Consider the following 18,137-nt stretch of genomic DNA (forward strand, 5'->3'; position numbering starts at 1 on the left):
CACTCTCGCCGCACCAGCCGAAGACCCAAGTACGTCCAGTACGAGGGCCTCCGTCCGGCACGCCGAGAGTGCGTGCCGGGCGCCGCTCCTTCACGGGCAAACGTTGCCTGCCACGGCACTAGCGGTTCGGGGGCGGGCCGTCGATCGGGCGGCCCGGCACCCCGGGGCGCCGCTGCCACGGCAGCGGTCCGGTCGGCGGGCGGTAGGCGACCCCCAGGGCGTCCAGTCGCCGGTAATGGGCGGCCATACGGTGCTCGAAGGCGGCGAAGTCCCGTTGCTCGGGGGCCGGGAGAGCGCTCCAGGCGACCTCGGCGAAGGCGGCGAGCCGGGGGAAGGCCTGGTAGTCCACGCGCGCGTGGTTCTCCATCACCTCGGTCCAGACGTTGGCCTGGGTGCCCAGCACCCGACCCGCCTCGGACGCGTCGAGGCCCGGCGGAACGGGCTCGAACCGGTACACGTCCTCCAGGGTGCGGACGAATCCGATCGGCACGGGCTCGTCGGCGCCGTCGGCCTGCCGGTGGTCCAGGTACACATGCTGCTCGGGGCACATGACGACCTCGTGCCCGGCCCGCGCGGCCGCGATCCCGCCGCCGTAGCCGCGCCACGACGACACGGCGGCGCCCTCGGCGAGCCCGCCCTCCAGGATCTCGTCCCAGCCGATCAGTCTGCGCCCGCGCGCGGAAAGCCACTTGGCGAAGTGACGGATGAACCACGACTGCAACTCGTCCTCGTCGGCGAGCCCGAGTTCCTTCATCCGCGCCTGCGCGGCCGGTGAGGCCCGCCACTGGTCCTTGGGGCATTCGTCGCCCCCGACGTGAATGAACGCCGAGAACTCGGCGGCGTCCGCCGGGAACAGCTCCAGCACTTCCTCGAACACCCCCTCGTAGAAGCGCAGGGTGTTGTCAGTGGGGGCGAGTACGTTCGGAGAGATCCCCCAGGAGTCCCAGACCGAGAGGGCGGTGCCCCCTGCGATGGATGCAGTGAGGACGTCGGTGTTGCCGAGTTCCGGATACGCGGCGATGGCGGCCTGCGAGTGGCCGGGCACGTCGATTTCGGGGACGACCGTGATATGCCGCGCGGCCGCGTAGGCGACGATCTCCCGGATGTCGTCCTGGGTGTAGTAGCCGCCGTGCGGCTTCTCCTCCCACAGCGGTGAGGCCCGGTGGCCGAATTTCGTGCGGGCCCGCCAGGAGCCGACCTCGGTGAGCCGGGGGTGGCGCTCGATCCGGATGCGCCAGCCCTGGTCGTCCGTCAGATGCAAGTGGAAGACGTTGAGTTTGTGCGCCGCCATGAGATCCAGGTAGCGCAGGACGCCTTCCTTGGGCATGAAGTGCCGGGCGACGTCGAGCATGAGGCCGCGCCAGCGGAATCGGGGGGCGTCGTGGATGACGACGGCGGGCACTTCCCAGGAGCGCCGCGAGCTGACCGGGGCACGGCGGAAGGCATCCGGCCCGAGGAGCTGACGGAAGGTCTGAGCGCCGTGGAACACGCCGGCCTCGCTCGCCCCGACGATGGCGACGCCCTGACCGTCCACGGTGAGGCGGTACGCCTCGCGGCTGCCGAGTTCGTCGGCGAGCGGCGGCGCGATCCACAGGCGGATACGGAGGCCCTCGCCGTCCTCGGACGGCCACAGCGGCAAGCCGGTCGCCGTGCCGACTGTCGTGCGCAGCCAGTCCACGACACGCCAGGTGCCCCGGCCGCCCGTGATCTTCGTGCCCTCGTCGAGGACGAACGCCTGCCCACCCGGGGTGTCGACGCTCGACGGCGCCGGAATCAGTTCCATGACCTCAGTCCTTAACCGCTCCGCCCAGTCCGGAGACCAGCCGTCGCTGTACGAGTACGAAGAACACCAGCACCGGAATCGTCATCACCGTGGAGGCCGCCATGACCCCGCCCCAGTCCGGGTCGTCCGGCTTGAAGAACACCAGCAGCGCCATCGGCAGCGTGGACTGCGAAGTGTCGCTGATGATGAAGGACTTGGCGAAGAGGAAGTCGTTCCAGGCGGAGATGAAGGAAAACACGCTCGTGGCCACCAGACCCGGCAGCACGAGCGGGAAAAGGATCTGCCAGAGAAAGCGCGACCGGCTCGCCCCGTCGATGTACGCGGCCTCCTCCAGCGCCTGAGGCACCCCTTTCACGAACCCCCGCAGCATCCAGATCGCGAAGGGCAGCGAGAAGGCGATGTGGGGCAGGATCAGCGAGCCCAGCGTGTTCAGCAGACCGAAGTCCCGCATCTGGAAGAACAAGGGGATGGTGAGGGCCTCCACGGGCACCATCTGGGCCACCAGAAACATGATCAGCAGGGTGGTCCGGAAGCGGAACCGGAATCGTGTCACGGCGGTCGCGGCGAGAAAGGCGATCAGCGCCGAGACGATGACCACACTGCCCGCGACGACGAGGCTGTTGACGAAGTAGCGGCCGAATTCCTGCTGCCCGAAGACCCGCCGGAAGGAGTCCAGAGAGGGCGCGAGAGTCCATGGCCGGGGCCGGTCGGACTCGATCTCACCGGCCGGTTCGAAGGCGCCCAGCACCATCCAGTACAGCGGAAAGGCGACCACGGCGGCGATCGCCAGCGCCGCCGCCTCGGCGGCCAGCCGCCCCGGCCGGCGGACCAGCCCGCGCACAAGATTCACGACGGTCACAGCTCCTCCCCCTGCCGGCGCAACAGCCGCAGGTAGCCGAGGGTCACGGCGAGCAGGATCAGCAGCGTGACGACACCGATGGCGGCGCCCAGCCCGTACTGCGAGGACGCGAAGGCCTGCTGATAGGCATACACGTTGAGCACCAGGTTCTGCCCGGCGATCCCGCCCCCGCCGGTCATCACATAGATCTGCGTGAAGATCTTGAAGTCCCAGATCACCGACTGGATGGTGACGACCAGGAGGATCGGGCGGAGCATCGGCGCCAGCACCGACCGCCAGATCCGCCACTGCGAGGCACCGTCCAGCGCGGCGGCCTCCAGCACCTCGGACGGCACGGCACGGATCCCGGCGTACACGGTGACCATCACGAACGGGAAGGAGCACCAGACCACTTCGAGCAGGACGAGGAGGAAGGCGCTGTACCGCCCGTACGTCCAGGAGTGGTCGCCGAGCCCGAGGACACGGTTGACGGGCCCGAAGTCCGGGTCGAAGAGGAACAGCCAGACGGTCGACCCGGTGACCGCCGGGGTCGCCCAGGCCCCGAGCGCGGCCAGCATCAACGCCAGCCGGGGCACCGCCCGCACCCGCGTGAGCAACACGGCGAGCGCACACCCGACGGCGAGTGTCGACACGACGCACGCGGCGGCGAAGACAACCGTGGCCAGCACTACCGACCAGAACTGATCGTCCCCGAAGACCTCCGAGTAGTTGTCGAGCCCCACGAAGGCGGTCGGCTCACCACCACTGACCTGGGCCTGGGTGTACCGGAAGACGGAGATCAGGCCGAGCTGGTAGACGGGGTAGAGCAGCAACCCCCCGAGGACCACGAGAGCGGGCGCGAGATAAAGCCAGGGCACGCCCCGACTTGCCAGGGGGCGCGGGGCCGCGCTGAATGCGCGGCTGCCGCCGCGGGGGCGCAACAAGCCACGACGGTCCCGCACCCGCCCACGCGCCGCAGCCCCCGCCCCCGTGGGCGTCACCCGGCCGCCCCGAACGCCGAGTCCATCTTCTTCGCCGCCTCCCCCGAAGCCGCCGCCACGCTCTTCTTGCCGCTGATGACCTCCTGGAACATCGTCGGCAGCACCAGCGACGAGTCGATCCCCGACCATCCGGCGGAGGCCGGCACGAACTTCGTCCCCGCGGCCAGCGTCTGTACGAACGGCTTCACGAACGGCTCCTTGGCCGCCGCCTGGTCCCGCACGTCCTTGAACGTCGGCAGGAACCCCATCGCGTCGAAGAGCGCGGCCTGCGTCTTCTTCGAGGCCAACGCCTCCATCAGCTCGACGGCCAGCGTGCGGTGCGTCGTGCTCTTCAGCACCCCGATGTTGTTGCCGCCCGCGAAGGCCGGCGCGACGGACCCGGCCGTGGCCCCCGGCAGCGGCACCACCGCGTACTTGCCCTTGACGGTCCCCGCCTCCACGGCGGCATGGCTGAAGTCGCCGCCGATCGCCATGGCCGCCTTGCCGGCCGCGAACGCGGTGACCGTGTCGTTGCCGCCGAAGCCCGCGCACTTGGCCGCCGGGCAGTTGTCGTCGCCGAAGAGTGACGTGTACTCCTTGATGCCCTTCTGGGCGGCCGCGCTGTCGATCACCGAGGTGTACGAAGTGCCCTTGGCCGTGGCGAGTTCGCCGCCGGCGGCCCAGATGAAGGGCATCGCGCCGTAGGTGTAGGCGCCGCCGACGACCAGGCCGTACAGGTCGGGTTTCGCCTTGCGGACGGCACGGGCCGTGGACGCCAGCTCGGCCAGGGTCGCCGGCGGCTTCAGGTCGAGTTCCCTGAAGACGTCCGTGCGGTAGTAGAGGGCGCGGACGCCGACGTAGAAGGGGGCGCCGTAGACCTTGCCGGCGACGGTGACCGACTGGCGGGCGGTCGGGTCGGCGTCCTTGGCCTCCGGCCACGCGCCGAAGTCCTTGGTGACGTCGAGCAGTCCGCCGTCCCCTACGTAACCGGCGGTGTCGGTGTTGCCGTACTCCATCACGTCCGGAGCCGACTCCGGGTCGTTGAACGCGGCCTTGACCCGCTGCGCGCGCGTGTCGACCGGGATGTACTCCACGTCGACCTTCGTGCCGGAGTGCGCCTTCTCGAAGTCGGCGACGACCGAGTCGACGACCTTCTGCTTGGGGTCGTTGCCGACCTCCTGGAAGAGCCACACCCGCAGGGTGCCGCTCTTGTCGTCCTTGTCGGAGGCGGAGTTGGAGGAGGTCTGCGGGGCGCAGGCCGCCAGGAACAGGGCGGCGACGAGGAATGCGGGGACGTGGAGCTTCATGGAGTGACCCTCCGGGGCGCGCTGAAGCGTAAGCGTTCAAGGCACTGCACACACTGCATCCGTTGCAACATATGCAACGGCGGTTTCGCTCTGCACAACACCACGGAGGGTAGGGACAACATGAACATGCCGACAAGAGGTCTCGACCACTCTGTGACCGGCGGACGCACCCTGCGCAACGCACGGGTACGACAAAGGCCCCGGAGCACGCCAAAGCGCGCCCGGGGCCTCGGAAGATCCGGGGGTGTTACTTGTCCTTGCCGCCCTCGCCGTCGCCGCCGCTGCCCATGGATTCGTAGATCTCCTTGCACATGGGGCACACGGGGTACTTCTTCGGGTCGCGGCCCGGCACCCACACCTTGCCGCACAGCGCCACGACGGGGGTGCCGTCGAGGGCGCTCGCCATGATCTTGTCCTTCTGGACGTAGTGGGCGAAGCGCTCGTGGTCGCCGTCGCCGTGGGACACCTGTGGCGTCGGCTCTACGAGGGTCCCCGTACCAGTCCCGCGCTCGGGCTCAAGAGTGCTCATAAGGCTCAAGGGTACTGAAGCGCCCGGGCAACGGTTGAGAGAAGGCCCACCGTCAGTTGAGCGAGGCGTCGTCCGGGTAGGTGGCCACCATCGCCAGCTCGTTGCGCTGGCGGCGGAGCACCTCGCGCCAGAGTCTCTCGGGGGACGGCGAGGAGACGTCGCCGGGCTCCGACTCGACGACGTACCAGGCACCCTCGACCAGTTCGTCCTCCAGCTGGCCGGGGCCCCAACCGGCGTAACCGGCGAAGATCCGCAGCGAGCCGAGGGCCGAGGCGAGCAGCTCCGGTGGGGCCTCCAGGTCGACCAGGCCGATCGCGCCGTGCACCCGGCGCCAGCCGAGCGGGGCCCGGTCGCCGTTGCCGCCGCCCGGGATGACCGCGACGCCGAGCGCGGAGTCCAACGACACCGGGCCGCCCTGGAAGACGACCCCGGGCTCGCCGGCGAGAGCGGCCCAGCCCTCCAGGATGTCCCGGACGTCCACCGGGGTGGGCCGGTTGAGGACGACACCGAGGGAGCCCTCCTCGTCGTGGTCGAGAAGGAGCACCACCGCACGGTCGAAGTTCGGGTCCGCCAGGGCGGGCGTGGCCACGAGCAGCCGCCCTGTGAGCGAGGACACCTCGGTCATGCCTGACATGATCCCGCATCTTCCCCTCGCATGGGGAGCCAACTGGGGTGTGGGAGTGAATGCAGCTCAGGGAGGAAGGAAGCACTCCCGGCGCACGGTGACGGGCGGTGACCCCATGTGCCCGATGTGGAACCGTTCGTGTTGTGACACAGCTATGACGTAGCTGGGCGGTCCTTGGGCTTACGGCGGGGGGCCGATGGGCGATTACTCTGTCTTTCCGGCCCTGCCCCACCTCCACGGAACGCGAGATTCATGACCGTCAACGACGATGTCCTGCTTGTCCACGGCGGCACCCCGCTGGAGGGCGAGATCCGGGTCCGCGGTGCGAAGAACCTCGTACCGAAGGCCATGGTCGCCGCCCTGCTGGGCAGTGCGCCGAGTCGGCTGCGCAACGTTCCGGACATCCGTGACGTGCGTGTCGTACGCGGCCTGCTCCAACTGCACGGGGTGACGGTCCGTCCGGGTGAGGAGCCCGGCGAGCTGGTGCTGGATCCGACGTACGTGGAGAGCGCGAACGTCGCTGACATCGATGCCCACGCGGGTTCCAGCAGGATCCCGATCCTGTTCTGCGGCCCGCTGCTGCACCGCCTCGGGCACGCGTTCATCCCGGGCCTGGGCGGCTGTGACATCGGCGGTCGCCCCATCGACTTCCACTTCGACGTGCTGCGGCAGTTCGGCGCGACCATCGAGAAGCGGGCCGACGGGCAGTACCTGGAGGCGCCGACCCGCCTGCGCGGTACGAAGATCCGGCTGCCGTACCCGTCCGTCGGCGCGACCGAGCAGGTGCTGCTGACGGCCGTACTCGCCGAGGGCGTCACGGAGTTGTCCAACGCGGCCGTCGAGCCGGAGATCGAGGACCTCATCTGCGTGCTGCAGAAGATGGGCGCGATCATCGCGATGGACACCGACCGGACCATCCGCATCACCGGCGTGGACGAACTCGGCGGCTACAACCACCGCGCCCTGTCGGACCGTCTGGAGGCCGCCTCCTGGGCGTCGGCGGCGCTGGCGACCGAGGGCAACATCTACGTCCGGGGCGCCCAGCAGCGCTCGATGATGACGTTCCTGAACACCTACCGCAAGGTGGGCGGTGCCTTCGAGATCGACGACGAGGGCATCCGCTTCTGGCACCCGGGCGGCCAGCTGAAGTCGATCGCCCTGGAGACGGACGTGCACCCCGGCTTCCAGACCGACTGGCAGCAGCCGCTGGTGGTCGCCCTGACCCAGGCCACGGGTCTCTCCATCGTCCACGAGACGGTGTACGAGTCGCGCCTCGGCTTCACCTCCGCGCTGAACCAGATGGGTGCGCACATCCAGCTCTACCGCGAGTGCCTGGGCGGCTCGGCCTGCCGCTTCGGACAGCGCAACTTCCTGCACTCCGCGGTCGTCTCCGGCCCGACCAAGCTCCAGGGCGCCGACCTGGTCATCCCCGACCTGCGCGGCGGCTTCTCGTACCTGATCGCGGCCCTGGCGGCCCAGGGCACGTCCCGGGTCCACGGCATCGACCTCATCAACCGCGGCTACGAGAACTTCATGGAGAAGCTCGTGGAACTCGGCGCGAAGGTGGAGCTGCCCGGCAAGGCACTCGGCTGACCGCCACCTCCTGACCCCGGCCCCGACCAGCGCCCTCCGGCCGGGGGTCCGGGGGTCGCCCCCGGGCGGACACAGCGTGGGGAGAGGCTTGCGGTACGACGATGGGGCGGCCCCTGGTGGAGGGGCCGCCCCATCGTCGTGTTACACGCCGTACGCCGTCCCGTGGCCTACGGAAGGCAAGGTCACTTGCCCTTCGCGGATTCCTTCAGCTTCGAACCCGCGGAGACCTTCACGCTGAAGCCGGCGGGGATGTTGATCGGCTCGCCGGTCTGCGGGTTGCGCGCGGTACGAGCGGCACGGTGGGTCCGCTCGAAGGTCAGGAAGCCGGGGATGGTGACCTTCTCGTCGCCCTTGGAGACGATGTCACCGACGACGTCGGCGAACGCGGCCAGCACGGCGTCGGCGTCCTTGCGAGTCACCTCGGCACGGTCGGCCAGCGCGGCCACCAGCTCACTGCGGTTCATGTTGTTACTCCCGTGTTCTTCTTGCCATTGAGGCGTGCCACGCGGCGGAGCCGCATGTTGGGCCGGGACGCATCCTGCCCCCACCTGCGGCGGGAACGCCAATCCGTTGCCGCCCATACCCTACGGGGGGGGCCGAAGGGGGGGTTTCACGACGCGCCGATTGGATGGCGTGGCAAGTTTCACAGACGTTTACTGGGGGCTGCTGCCCCCAGACCCCCGCATCATGCGGGCGCGTCGCGTTCTGGCTGCCGGCCGATGGGGGCTGGTCGCGGCCACGCGGCGGTAGCCGCACATCGACACAGCCCCGCGCCCCTGTCGGGGCGCTCCTGGCGAGGACGCTTTCAGGCGCCCTTCGCCGCCTCCCTCACCGCGCCCGCCACCGCTCCCGCGACCTTCTCGTTGAAGACGCTCGGAATGATGTAGTTCGGGTTCAGCTCGTCCTGGGTGACCACGTCCGCGAGGGCCTTCGCGGCCGCGAGCATCATGTCCGTGTTCACCGTACGGGACTGGGCGTCCAGGAGGCCGCGGAAGACACCCGGGAAGACCAGCACGTTGTTGATCTGGTTGGGGAAGTCGGAGCGGCCGGTGGCCACCACGGCGGCCGTCTGGCGGGCGATCGCCGGGTCAACCTCGGGGTCCGGGTTCGCGAGTGCGAACACGATCGCATCGTCGGCCATGGCGGCCACGTCGTCGCCGTCGAGGACGTTCGGGGCCGAGACGCCGATGAAGACGTCCGCGCCCCGCACGGCCTCCTTCAGCGTGCCGCGGAGGCTCTCGGGGTTGGTGTTGTCGGCGATCCAGCGCAGCGGCGAATCGGCCGGGGCCTCGACCAGGTCCTCGCGGGCGGAGTGCACGACACCGCGGATGTCGGCGACGACGGCGTTCTTCAGGCCGGCCGCGAGCAGCAGCTTGAGGATGGCCGTACCGGCCGCGCCGGCGCCGGACATGACGACCCGGATGTTCTCGATCGCCTTGCCGGTGCAGCGAAGTGCGTTGGTCAGGGCGGCGAGGACGACGATCGCGGTGCCGTGCTGGTCGTCGTGGAAGACGGGGATGTCGAGGGCCTCACGCAGGCGCGCCTCGATCTCGAAGCAGCGGGGGGCCGAGATGTCTTCCAGGTTGATGCCGGCGAAGCCGGGGGCGATCGCCTTGACGATCTCGACGATCGCGTCGGTGTCCTGGGTGTCCAGGCACAGCGGCCAGGCGTCGATGCCGGCGAACCGCTTGAAGAGGGCCGCCTTGCCCTCCATGACGGGCAGCGCGGCCTTCGGGCCGATGTTGCCGAGGCCCAGGACCGCGGAGCCGTCCGTCACGACCGCAACGGAGTTGCGCTTGATGGTGAGGCGGCGCGCGTCCTCGGGGTTCTCCGCGATCGCCATGCACACGCGGGCCACGCCCGGGGTGTAGATCATGGAGAGGTCGTCACGGTTGCGGATGGGGTGCTTGGACTGCATCTCGATCTTGCCGCCGAGGTGCATGAGGAACGTACGGTCCGAGACCTTGCCGAGGGTGACGCCCTCGATCTCACGGAGCTGCCCGACGATCTGGTCGGCGTGGGCGGTCGAGGTGGCCGCGATGGTGACGTCGATGCGGAGCTTCTCGTGGCCGGACGCGGTGACGTCGAGGCCGGTCACCGAGCCTCCGGAGGACTCCACGGCGGTGGTGAGCTGCGAGACGGCGGTTCCGCTCGCGGGCACCTCCAGCCGGATGGTCATCGAGTAGGAGACGCTGGGCGCCGTTGCCATGGCCGACTTCCTTCGTTTCACCGTGTAACGAGTTGTGCCGTCCGATCGTCGCACCTACCGCCGGGTAGGCGTTAGCGGGGGCGGGTTTCGTGCCTATTGTTCGCGCGAAGAAGAGGCCCACATCACACCGTGATGTGGGCCTCTTCGACGTTCATGACACCGACCCGCCATGCTCGCCTCGCGGCAAGTGGTCGCTCGTAGCGACGAAGGTTGGGCCCGGGGGCTTGGATCGAGCCGGTGTCACGACAAGGCTAACAAACGGATCCCGTAGAGCCATTCCCGTCCGGGGACTTCACAGGAAACCTCCAGCCGAACGGCCCCGCGCTCACTCCCTGAGGAGGTCCGGCACCCCGGCCGCGTCCGGCTCGTCCCGCTCCCCGGAGACCACCGTCAGCTGCTGGGTCGCCCGGGTGAGGGCCACGTACAGCACCCGCAGCCCGGCCGGGGACTCGTCGGCGATCTCCGCGGGCGACACGACGACCGTCGCGTCGTACTCCAGGCCCTTGGCCTCCAGGCTGCCCAGGGCCACCACCCGGTCGCCGAGCCCGGCGAGCCAGCGGGCGGCCTCCGCGCGCCGGTCCATGGCGACGACCACGCCGACCGTGCCGTCGACCAGGTCGAGAAGCCGCTCGGCCGCCGCCCGCACGGTCTTCTCCAGCGAGTCGCGGACGACCACGAAACGCGGCTCGACCCCGGTGGAGCGGACCGCCGAGGGGGACTTGGAGCCGGGCATGGCGAGGGCCAGCACCCTCGCCGCCAGCTCGGCGATCTCCGCCGGGTTGCGGTAGTTCACGGTGAGCTCGAAGCGGCGGCGCGGCCGGGTGCCGAGGGCCTCGTCCCGCGCCTCGGCCGCCTCGTCCGGGTCGGACCAGGAGGACTGGGCGGGGTCGCCGACCACCGTCCAGGTGGCGTGCCGGCCGCGGCGGCCGACCATCCGCCACTGCATGGGGGTGAGGTCCTGCGCCTCGTCGACGATGACGTGGGCGTACTCGACGCGCTCCTGGGCGAGCCGTTCGGCGCGCTCGCGCTGGGACTCCTCGCGCGTCGGCATCAGCTCCTCCAGGCCGGTGAGCTGGTCCAGCGGGTCCAGTTCGCGCTTCTTCCTGGGGCGGACCGGGGCGCCGAGGATGGCCTGGAGTTCGTCGAGCATGGCGATGTCGTGCACGGAGTGGCCGCCCCGGCGCAGGGAGCGGGCGACCCTGCGGATCTCGCCGGGGTTGAGGATGCGGCGGGCCCAGCGGCCCAGGCGGCGCTCGTCGGCCATCGCGGTGAGGACGGCCCGCGGGGTCAGCTCGGGCCACCAGGCGTCGAGGAACTCGATGAAGGAGTCCTCCGTGAGGATGTCCTCGTCGAAGGAGGAGCGCAGTTCGGCGGCGAGCTCCGGGTCGCTGTGCCGGCCGGCCGCGCCGGAGCGGGTCCACAGGGCGTCCAGGAGGAGCTTGCGGGCTCGGGGCCGCAGCAGGTTGACGGGGGCCGTGCCGCCGAGCGCGTTGTGTCTGATGCGGTCGAGTTCCTCGGCCTCCAGCTCCAGGCGGCGGCCGAAGGCGACGACTCTGAGCCGGGCCGGTGAACCGTTCACCTCCAGGGCTCCACGGGCGGCCTTGCGCAGCACCCGGAGCATCCGGGAGGAGCCCTTGGCGCGGGCGTTGGCCGGCGTGTCGTACAGGGTCGCCTCGGCGCCGTCGACGAGGGAGCCGATGGCGCGGATGGCGACCTGGCCCTCCTCGCCGAGGGACGGGAGGACCCCTTCGGTGTACGCGACCAGCAGCGGGGTCGGGGAGACGATCAGGATGCCGCCCGCGTACCGGCGCCGGTCCTGGTAGAGCAGGTAGGCGGCGCGGTGCAGCGCCACGGCCGTCTTCCCCGTCCCCGGGCCGCCCTCGACGTAGGTGACGGAGGCGGCGGGGGCGCGGATGACCAGGTCCTGCTCGGACTGGATGGAGGCGACGATGTCCCGCATGGTGTGGGTGCGGGCCTGGCCGAGGGCGGCCATCAGCGCGCCGTCGCCGATGACGGGCAGGGTGCCGCCGTCGAGGAAGGCGGTCAGCTCCGGGCGCATCAGGTCGTCCTCGACCCCGAGGACCCGGCGGCCCTTGGAGCGGATCACCCGGCGTCGTACGACACGCCCGGGATCCACCGGAGTGGACCTGTAGAACGGCGCGGCGGCCGGGGCCCGCCAGTCGATGACCAGCGGAGCGTAGTCCTCGTCGAGGACGCCGATCCGGCCGATGTGCAGGGTCTCGGCGATGTCGGCGGTGTTGTCCGCGCGGACCGCGCCATCGGCGGGCTCCACGGCGGTGTAGGCGCCGTCCGGGCCCTTCTTGCCGTCCTTGCCGAGGAGCAGGTCGATGCGGCCGAAGAGGAAGTCCTCGAACTCGTTGTTGAGCCGGTTGAGGTGGATTCCCGCCCGGAACACCTGCGCGTCCCGCTCGGCGAGGGCACCGGGTGTGCCCACCTGACCGCGCTTGGCCGCGTCGTGCACGAGGAATTCCGCCTCGTGGATCTTCTCCTCGAGGCGCTGGTACACCCGGTCGAGGTGTTCCTGTTCGACGCTGATCTCACGGTCCCGAACGGAGTCCTGACTGGAGTCCTGTTCCGAGCCGTGAGGGCCGACCGCGGATTGTTGAGCCTGAGCGGCCACCGGGCCCCCTTCTGACGTGCTGGGCAGCCGTCAACCGTACGCGAAGGGGGCCCGCTGAAGCTACGCGCTGACCGAGACCAGCTTCTTTCCGTCGAACGTCATGACTTCGAAGTGGTCGATCTGGTTGGGGGTGAAGGCCGCGCCGCCGTGCACGTAGAGGGGCTCCTTGGCCTTCTCCGACTTGGCGTCCGTGATGCCGTATCCCCAGGTCGGGACGGACCAGGAGGTCACCGTCTCGCGCTCGCCGTTCTTGCCGACGGCGATCAGCGAGCACTTCTTCGGGCCGGCGACGTTCTTGAGCTGGAGGACCGCGTGGGTGCCCCAGTCCTTCTTCTCGACGGCGACGGTCGCGCTGACGTGGGTCGTCGGGTCCGTGGCCGACTTCTTGTCGGACATCGTCTGGAAGGCAGCCTGGGCGGGCCCCATGGCCATGTCCGTGCCGCTGCTGTCGCCGCTCGAGCCGCTCAGCGCCACGCCGGCCGCCGTGCCGCCGGCGATCAGCACGACCGAGGCCGCCAGACCGAACAGGCTGCGCCGGGTGCGGACCTTCCGCTTGTCGGCGACCTCCACGACCAGCTTCTCGACCATTCGGGGGCTGGGTTTGGCGGACAGCGACTCGCCGATGGACGGCGTGCTTCCGGAACCCGGCAGATCGGCCAGGGCCGCTAGCATGGGCTCCATTCCGGCCAGCTCGTCGAGCTGCTGGGCGCACCATTCACACCCGGCCAGATGGGCCTCGAAAGCGGTTGCCTCGGCGTCGTCGAGAATCCCGAGCGCGTACGCGCCCACGGTCTCGTGCTCATTGGGAACCGGAGATTCCTGCATAGCACCAGACATACCCGAACCACCTGTGCCGAATCCGCCGTGTCCCCCGTGCACACTCATCACGCCGTCACCCCCCGCTCCTCCAGTGCCAGCTTCATCGACCGCAGGGCGTAGAACACCCGTGAGCGCACGGTGCCGCTGGGTATACCCAGCGTTTCGGCCGCCTCGTTGACGGTACGCCCCTTGAAGTACGTCTCGACGAGCACCTCCCGGTGGGCCGGGGTCAGGTCGTCGAGCGCGTCAGACAGCGTCATCAGCCACAGCGCCTTGTCGATCTCGTCCTCCGCGGGGATGACCTCCAGCGGCGACGGATCGACCTCCTGCGGCCGGGCCTGCCGGCTGCGGTGACCGTCGATGACGATGCGGCGAGCGACCGTCACCAGCCAGGGGCGTACCGATCCGGTCGCTCGATTGAGCTGGCCGGCGTTCTTCCAGGCACGGATGAGTGTCTCTTGCACGACGTCCTCGGCGCGTTGCCGATCACCGGCGACCAGCCGAAGGACATACGCAAGGAGAGGTCCGGCGTGCTCTCGATACAGAGCACGCATCAGCTCCTCATCGGGCTCCGAGGGCTGGGACATGCGATGTCGGGCCCTCGATCCACGTTCATTGGCCACGGCCGCATCCTTGCGCACGCCCACCTCCGGTGTCCGGGGGTTCCCCCAGTCGGTCGCTCCCCCACCGGTACGGAAGTGACTCGCGGTGTGTTCAACAAGACCTCACATTTTTCTGCGAGGTGCCATGACGAGCGGGACATGACCGCACATTCCCACCGCGTGATCTTTACATTTCCGACACATCGTCGAACGCCCGAACGGTGCCCGTGGGTTGCCGCCGGCAAACTGAATGTTGTCGAAATCACTTCCGGGGAGCTTCGATGAAGATCTGACAGATGCCCTAAAAGGGGCGGGGGTTGGGGCGGGCGGGTCGAGCGAGCGCGGCCTTCCGGGCGGCACGGAGGGCCACTTCGCTCGGGCGAGAACCTCTGCCGGGGGGGTGGGCTTCGCGTCGGGCGGGAACTGTGCGGCCGGGGACCGGTCGGGCGTCGCACTCACGCAGGCAGGCAGGCAGGGCCCGCTCGCCGAGTCGGGCGGACGGGACTCACGTGGGCGAGGGCCGCTCGGTGCTCATGCTCGGGCAAGAGCCGCGCCGCCGCGACAGCGGGCCACCCGGCTCGCGAACGCCGCGGACCTCGCCGGAGCAGGCCGCCCGGTGTTCACGCTCGGGCAAGAGCCGCGCCGCCGCGACAGCGGGCCACCCGACTCGCGAACGCCGCGGACCTCGCCGGAGCAGGCCGCCCGGTGTTCATGCTCGGGTGAGGGCCGCGCGGCGGCGGTGGCGGGCCACTCGTTCGCGGTTGCCGCAGATCTCACTGGAGCACCAGCGGCGTCTGCGCCCGCGGGAGGTGTCCAGGTAGACGATGGGGCAGTTGTCGCCCTCGCACTCCCGGACGGCCGCCCGCGCCACGGGGTCGGTGAGCAGCTCCACGGCGTCCCGGGCGACGGCCGCGAGCAGCGCGGCGCACTCCGGCGGGCCGGCCAACTCCCGGACCAGGAACCCGTCCGCGCCGGGTACGGCACACGGGGCCGGGGGTGCGGCGGCGCGCACGAGGTCGTTGACGCCGGCGAGCGCGACGTCGTACGACCGGGGGCGGGGAGTGTTCCGGGCGCCGTTATAGCCACTTTTTCGGCTATTGCCACATTCGCTTATCAATTGACCTACATGTCCCCTTAGTTCGCGGAACGCGACCAGCCAGCCCGTGTCGGCGTGCGTCAGCGGGGTGCCCGGCGGGACGAGTCCGGAACCGGTGATCCAGGCCCGCAACGGTTCGAGCGCGTCGAGCCGTTCGCCGGGATGCGTGGTCGCCAGCAGATCCAGACAGATCCGCCCCGCGTCGAAGCGCAGCTCGTACGGGGCCGTCGCCGTACCCAGTGCCATGTGCCCGCCACCGCCTAGGACAGGGAACCGTGTCACCTCACAGTGCCCGCCCCGGCGGGCGGCCGGAACCCCTCGCACCCGTGTTCCGCGAGGTTCCCGTCCGACCCGGACCCGGCGGGGACGCCGGTGCGTGCGGCGCGGGCCGTCCCCGTCCGGTCCGGATACCCCGGCAGGCCTCGCCGCGGCGGCCCGCGACCGTGAGCCTTTGTCCTGCGAACGCACGGCGAGCCGCCCCAGGGGGGACCACGGGGGACGGCGGCTTCAGAGAGGACACGTTCATGAACAAGCGCATCCGGATCGTCGCGATGGCGACGGCCGTACTGCTGGGCGCCGGCGGCCTGGCCCTGGCACCCGCGGCCAGTGCCGCCGCGCCGTACCACGGCATCGACGGCGGCGGCGGCGTCACCGACGACTGGCAGGACGAGGAGAACCTCGGCGTCGACGACTACGCCACGAGCAACGCCACCGCCCTGTGGGAAACCGTCCTGTGGGCGGACGGCGCCCAGTGGCAGGACGACGACGGCGACTGGCACCCCTTCACCAGGAGCCGGATCGACGGCTCGTTCGGCCCCGAGACCGAGTCGGCCACCCAGTGGTGGCAGGAGCACTTCGGCCTTTCGGACAACGACGGCGTCGTCACCGACCAGACGTGGACGTTCGCCCAGCAGCGGCTCACCGGCCCCACCTCGTTCCAGACCGTCACCTACCACGGGACCGCGCACAACGCCCCGCTCAAGCGGATCAGCGGCAAGTACCGGGTGCGGATCAAGGGCACCGGCTCCTACAAGATCGCGTACTACGACAAGCTCGGCTGAGCACCCCGCGGGGCAGCGCCCACAGCAGCCCCGCGGTCAGCAGCACGATCACACCGAACGCGGCGAGGGCGGCCGTCCGCCACCGCCGCGTTTCCGGTTCCGCCTCCTGTACCGGTACAGGAGGCGGCTCCGGTATGGGAAGCGGTTCCGGTACCGGGAGGCCGTCCGCCGGTGGCTCCGACGCGCCCTGCGGCCACGCCTGTTCGGCCAGTTCCCACAGTGCCAGCAGCCGCGTCTGGTCCCCGCCGCCCAGCCGGCACAGCACCTGGGCCGCACTCCTCGGCGGCAGTCTGTCCCCGCTCAGATAGCGCTGCCACGACGACTTGCTGTACGCGGTACGCCGGGCCAGCTCGGCCAGGCTGAGCCCGGTACGGCCTTTCAGAACGCGCAGTTGCTCGACCAGGTGCCGGGCCTCTCCCGGCAGTGTGGCCGGCAACGGCTGCCAGCGTGTCATGTCCCGTTCCCCCCGTATGCCTCGGTCCGGCGTCAGCGTGCCGTCCGCCCGGCGGGATCCGGCAGAGCGCGCGACCTCGGACCGGGGCACACCCGGTCGCGCGTACGCGTCCGCGCGGGACGACCCGGCGCGGGCGGGGAGGAACGGACTCGAGTGGCGGCCCGGGAGCCGCCGGTTACGGCCGGTTGCCGGGAGACGGTCCCCAGAACGTCGTACGACGGTCAACCGGACCGCTCATCCCCGTGGCGAATCCGGCCCAGGCGACGGTGCGGCGGGGGATGCGGTAGTCCGTGACGGGCGGGCGGGCAGGCGGGCAGGCAGGCCGGGGCGGGGCCGGGGCGCGGTCCGGCGGCAGCTCACGCCGCGGCGGCTCACGCCGCGGCGGCTCACGCCGCGGCGGCTCACGCGTCCGCGTACTTGGCGTCCGCCGCCGGGTCCAGGGCCAGCCGGTAGCCCCGCTTGACCACCGTCTGGATCAGCTTCGGCGCCCCCAGGGCCGTGCGCAGGCGGGCCATCGCCGTCTCCACCGCGTGTTCGTCGCGCCCCGCGCCCGGCAGGGCCCGCAGCAGTTCGGCGCGGGCCACCACCCACCCCGGCCGCCGCGACAGCGCCCGCAGCAGGGACATCCCGGCCGGCGGTACCGGCTTCAGCGCGCCGTCGACGAGGACCGCGTGTCCCCGGATCTCCACCCGGTGACCGGCGATGGGCAACGCCCGTGCGCGCGAGGGGAGTTCCTGGCAGAGCAGCTGTACGAGGGGCCCGAGCCGGAAGCGTTCGGGCTGGATGGTGTCGACGCCCAGGGCCTGGAGCGGGAGCGCGGTGACCGGGCCGACGCAGGCCGGGACGACGTCGTGGTGGAGGGCGGCCAGCAGGTCGGCCTGGAGCCCCCGTTTCTCGGCGCGGGAGAGGAGGGAGGCCGCGGCGGGCGCGCTGGTGAAGGTGATCGCGTCGACCGAGCGGGTGACGACGGCGTCCAGGAGCCGGTCCACCGGACCGAGGTCCTCCGGCGGCATCCACCGGTACACCGGCACCGGCAGCACCTCCGCTCCCGCCGCCCGCAGCGACTCCACGAACCCCGGCAACGGCTCCCCGTGCAGCTGTACGGCGATCCGGCGGCCGTCGACGCCCTCCTCGAGGAGCCGGTCGAGCACCTCGGCCATGGACTCGGAGGTCGGCGACCACTGCTCGGTGAGCCCGGCGGCCCGGACCGCCCCCTTGACCTTGGGACCGCGGGCCAGCAGCTCGACATGGCGCAGCCGGTCCAGCAACTGCTCGCCGAAACCCCAGCCGTCCGCGGCCTCGATCCACCCCCGGAACCCGATCGCGGTGGTCGCCACGGCCACGTCCGGCGCCCGGTCGATGATCTCCTTCGTGGCGGCGAGGAGTTCCCCGTCGTCGGCGAGCGGCACGATACGCAGGGCGGGCGCGTGCAGCACGGCGGCGCCGCGCCGCTGGAGCAGCGCCCCGAGCTCGTCGGCCCGGCGCGCGGCCGTGACCCCCACGGTGAACCCCGCGAGAGGGCCTGGCCGGCCGGGATCCGGCCGCTGCTGTTCCTCGTCCATGGCTGCTCTCCTAGCTGACCCGCATGACGAACGAGCCT

General features: G+C 70.7%; 16 protein-coding genes. 2 read left to right on the forward strand and 14 right to left on the reverse strand.

Features of this window, described 5'->3' with window-relative positions; genetic code table 11:
• Positions 1-118: 118 nt before the first annotated feature.
• The 6 genes from AB0D59_RS43010 to AB0D59_RS43035 all read right to left on the reverse strand — a co-directional run bounded on the left by AB0D59_RS43010 (position 119) and on the right by AB0D59_RS43035 (position 6,062).
• A complete protein-coding gene (locus AB0D59_RS43010; RefSeq protein ID WP_362576761.1) occupies positions 119-1,783 on the reverse strand; it encodes a beta-N-acetylhexosaminidase in 1,665 nt (554 codons plus the stop codon).
• Positions 1,784-1,787: 4 nt separating this feature from the next.
• A complete protein-coding gene (locus tag AB0D59_RS43015) occupies positions 1,788-2,633 on the reverse strand; it encodes a carbohydrate ABC transporter permease (protein ID WP_362576763.1) in 846 nt (281 codons plus the stop codon).
• Between the two features lie 5 nt (positions 2,634-2,638).
• Positions 2,639-3,499: a sugar ABC transporter permease gene (locus tag AB0D59_RS43020; protein WP_362576765.1), complete on the reverse strand. Its 861-nt coding sequence runs from the start codon at positions 3,497-3,499 to the stop codon at positions 2,639-2,641.
• Positions 3,500-3,618: 119 nt separating this feature from the next.
• Positions 3,619-4,908, reverse strand: a complete 1,290-nt coding sequence (locus tag AB0D59_RS43025; RefSeq protein WP_362576767.1) for an extracellular solute-binding protein — start codon at positions 4,906-4,908, stop codon at positions 3,619-3,621.
• A gap of 247 nt (positions 4,909-5,155) precedes the next feature.
• Positions 5,156-5,437 (reverse strand): DUF3039 domain-containing protein, encoded by a 282-nt coding sequence (locus tag AB0D59_RS43030; protein WP_351746829.1) that lies wholly within the window; start codon positions 5,435-5,437, stop codon positions 5,156-5,158.
• A gap of 52 nt (positions 5,438-5,489) precedes the next feature.
• Positions 5,490-6,062: a YqgE/AlgH family protein gene (locus AB0D59_RS43035; protein ID WP_351701322.1), complete on the reverse strand. Its 573-nt coding sequence runs from the start codon at positions 6,060-6,062 to the stop codon at positions 5,490-5,492.
• A gap of 252 nt (positions 6,063-6,314) precedes the next feature.
• Here AB0D59_RS43035 and murA point away from each other — a divergent pair, with 252 nt between their 5' ends.
• Positions 6,315-7,655, forward strand: a complete 1,341-nt coding sequence (gene murA / locus AB0D59_RS43040) for a UDP-N-acetylglucosamine 1-carboxyvinyltransferase (RefSeq protein WP_362576769.1) — start codon at positions 6,315-6,317, stop codon at positions 7,653-7,655.
• 182 nt (positions 7,656-7,837) lie between these two features.
• Here murA and AB0D59_RS43045 read toward each other — a convergent pair whose 3' ends face one another.
• The 6 genes from AB0D59_RS43045 to AB0D59_RS43070 all read right to left on the reverse strand — a co-directional run bounded on the left by AB0D59_RS43045 (position 7,838) and on the right by AB0D59_RS43070 (position 15,268).
• Complete coding sequence (locus tag AB0D59_RS43045; protein WP_189268239.1) at positions 7,838-8,119, reverse strand: HU family DNA-binding protein; 282 nt, start codon at positions 8,117-8,119, stop codon at positions 7,838-7,840.
• Positions 8,120-8,460: 341 nt separating this feature from the next.
• Positions 8,461-9,864, reverse strand: a complete 1,404-nt coding sequence (locus AB0D59_RS43050) for an NAD-dependent malic enzyme (RefSeq protein ID WP_362576770.1) — start codon at positions 9,862-9,864, stop codon at positions 8,461-8,463.
• Positions 9,865-10,189: 325 nt separating this feature from the next.
• A complete protein-coding gene (locus tag AB0D59_RS43055) occupies positions 10,190-12,505 on the reverse strand; it encodes a UvrD-helicase domain-containing protein (protein ID WP_362576772.1) in 2,316 nt (771 codons plus the stop codon).
• 60 nt (positions 12,506-12,565) lie between these two features.
• Entirely contained in the window at positions 12,566-13,330 is a 765-nt protein-coding gene (locus tag AB0D59_RS43060) for a zf-HC2 domain-containing protein (protein WP_362576774.1), read from the reverse strand.
• A 59-nt stretch (positions 13,331-13,389) separates the two neighbouring features.
• Positions 13,390-13,911 carry a sigma-70 family RNA polymerase sigma factor gene (locus AB0D59_RS43065; protein ID WP_010039908.1) on the reverse strand — a complete coding sequence of 174 codons (522 nt, stop codon included), beginning with the start codon at positions 13,909-13,911 and terminating at the stop codon, positions 13,390-13,392.
• 724 nt (positions 13,912-14,635) lie between these two features.
• The gene (locus AB0D59_RS43070; RefSeq protein ID WP_362576775.1) at positions 14,636-15,268 is read right to left on the reverse strand and encodes a CGNR zinc finger domain-containing protein; all 633 of its coding nucleotides are present in this window, start codon (positions 15,266-15,268) and stop codon (positions 14,636-14,638) included.
• Positions 15,269-15,546: 278 nt separating this feature from the next.
• On the opposite strand from AB0D59_RS43070, the gene AB0D59_RS43075 reads away from it, so the two are divergent.
• Positions 15,547-16,083: a peptidoglycan-binding domain-containing protein gene (locus AB0D59_RS43075; RefSeq protein ID WP_362576777.1), complete on the forward strand. Its 537-nt coding sequence runs from the start codon at positions 15,547-15,549 to the stop codon at positions 16,081-16,083.
• Here AB0D59_RS43075 and AB0D59_RS43080 read toward each other — a convergent pair.
• Together AB0D59_RS43080 and AB0D59_RS43085 are read right to left on the reverse strand one after the other, a co-directional pair.
• Complete coding sequence (locus AB0D59_RS43080; RefSeq protein ID WP_362576778.1) at positions 16,034-16,537, reverse strand: helix-turn-helix transcriptional regulator; 504 nt, start codon at positions 16,535-16,537, stop codon at positions 16,034-16,036. The two genes, AB0D59_RS43075 and AB0D59_RS43080, sit on opposite strands and share 50 nt — an antisense overlap.
• Positions 16,538-16,938: 401 nt before the next feature.
• Positions 16,939-18,099, reverse strand: a complete 1,161-nt coding sequence (locus tag AB0D59_RS43085) for a uroporphyrinogen-III synthase (RefSeq protein ID WP_362576780.1) — start codon at positions 18,097-18,099, stop codon at positions 16,939-16,941.
• Positions 18,100-18,137 lie beyond the last annotated feature (38 nt).

The organism is Streptomyces sp. NPDC048417, assembly GCF_040651615.1.
Classification (GTDB): Bacteria; Actinomycetota; Actinomycetes; order Streptomycetales; family Streptomycetaceae; genus Streptomyces.

What these genes read in the sequence shown, in the direction of transcription:
- AB0D59_RS43085 (WP_362576780.1), bottom strand. Translation starts at nt 18,099, where the DNA reads ATGGACGAGGAACAGCAGCGGCCGGATCCCGGCCGGCCAGGCCCTCTC.
- AB0D59_RS43065 (WP_010039908.1), bottom strand. Translation starts at nt 13,911, where the DNA reads ATGTCCCAGCCCTCGGAGCCCGATGAGGAGCTGATGCGTGCTCTGTAT.
- AB0D59_RS43075 (WP_362576777.1), top strand. Translation starts at nt 15,547, where the DNA reads ATGAACAAGCGCATCCGGATCGTCGCGATGGCGACGGCCGTACTGCTG.
- AB0D59_RS43045 (WP_189268239.1), bottom strand. Translation starts at nt 8,119, where the DNA reads ATGAACCGCAGTGAGCTGGTGGCCGCGCTGGCCGACCGTGCCGAGGTG.
- AB0D59_RS43030 (WP_351746829.1), bottom strand. Translation starts at nt 5,437, where the DNA reads ATGAGCACTCTTGAGCCCGAGCGCGGGACTGGTACGGGGACCCTCGTA.
- AB0D59_RS43050 (WP_362576770.1), bottom strand. Translation starts at nt 9,864, where the DNA reads ATGGCAACGGCGCCCAGCGTCTCCTACTCGATGACCATCCGGCTGGAG.
- murA (WP_362576769.1), top strand. Translation starts at nt 6,315, where the DNA reads ATGACCGTCAACGACGATGTCCTGCTTGTCCACGGCGGCACCCCGCTG.
- AB0D59_RS43060 (WP_362576774.1), bottom strand. Translation starts at nt 13,330, where the DNA reads ATGCAGGAATCTCCGGTTCCCAATGAGCACGAGACCGTGGGCGCGTAC.
- AB0D59_RS43035 (WP_351701322.1), bottom strand. Translation starts at nt 6,062, where the DNA reads ATGACCGAGGTGTCCTCGCTCACAGGGCGGCTGCTCGTGGCCACGCCC.
- AB0D59_RS43010 (WP_362576761.1), bottom strand. Translation starts at nt 1,783, where the DNA reads ATGGAACTGATTCCGGCGCCGTCGAGCGTCGACACCCCGGGTGGGCAG.
- AB0D59_RS43025 (WP_362576767.1), bottom strand. Translation starts at nt 4,908, where the DNA reads ATGAAGCTCCACGTCCCCGCATTCCTCGTCGCCGCCCTGTTCCTGGCG.
- AB0D59_RS43080 (WP_362576778.1), bottom strand. Translation starts at nt 16,537, where the DNA reads ATGACACGCTGGCAGCCGTTGCCGGCCACACTGCCGGGAGAGGCCCGG.
- AB0D59_RS43070 (WP_362576775.1), bottom strand. Translation starts at nt 15,268, where the DNA reads ATGGCACTGGGTACGGCGACGGCCCCGTACGAGCTGCGCTTCGACGCG.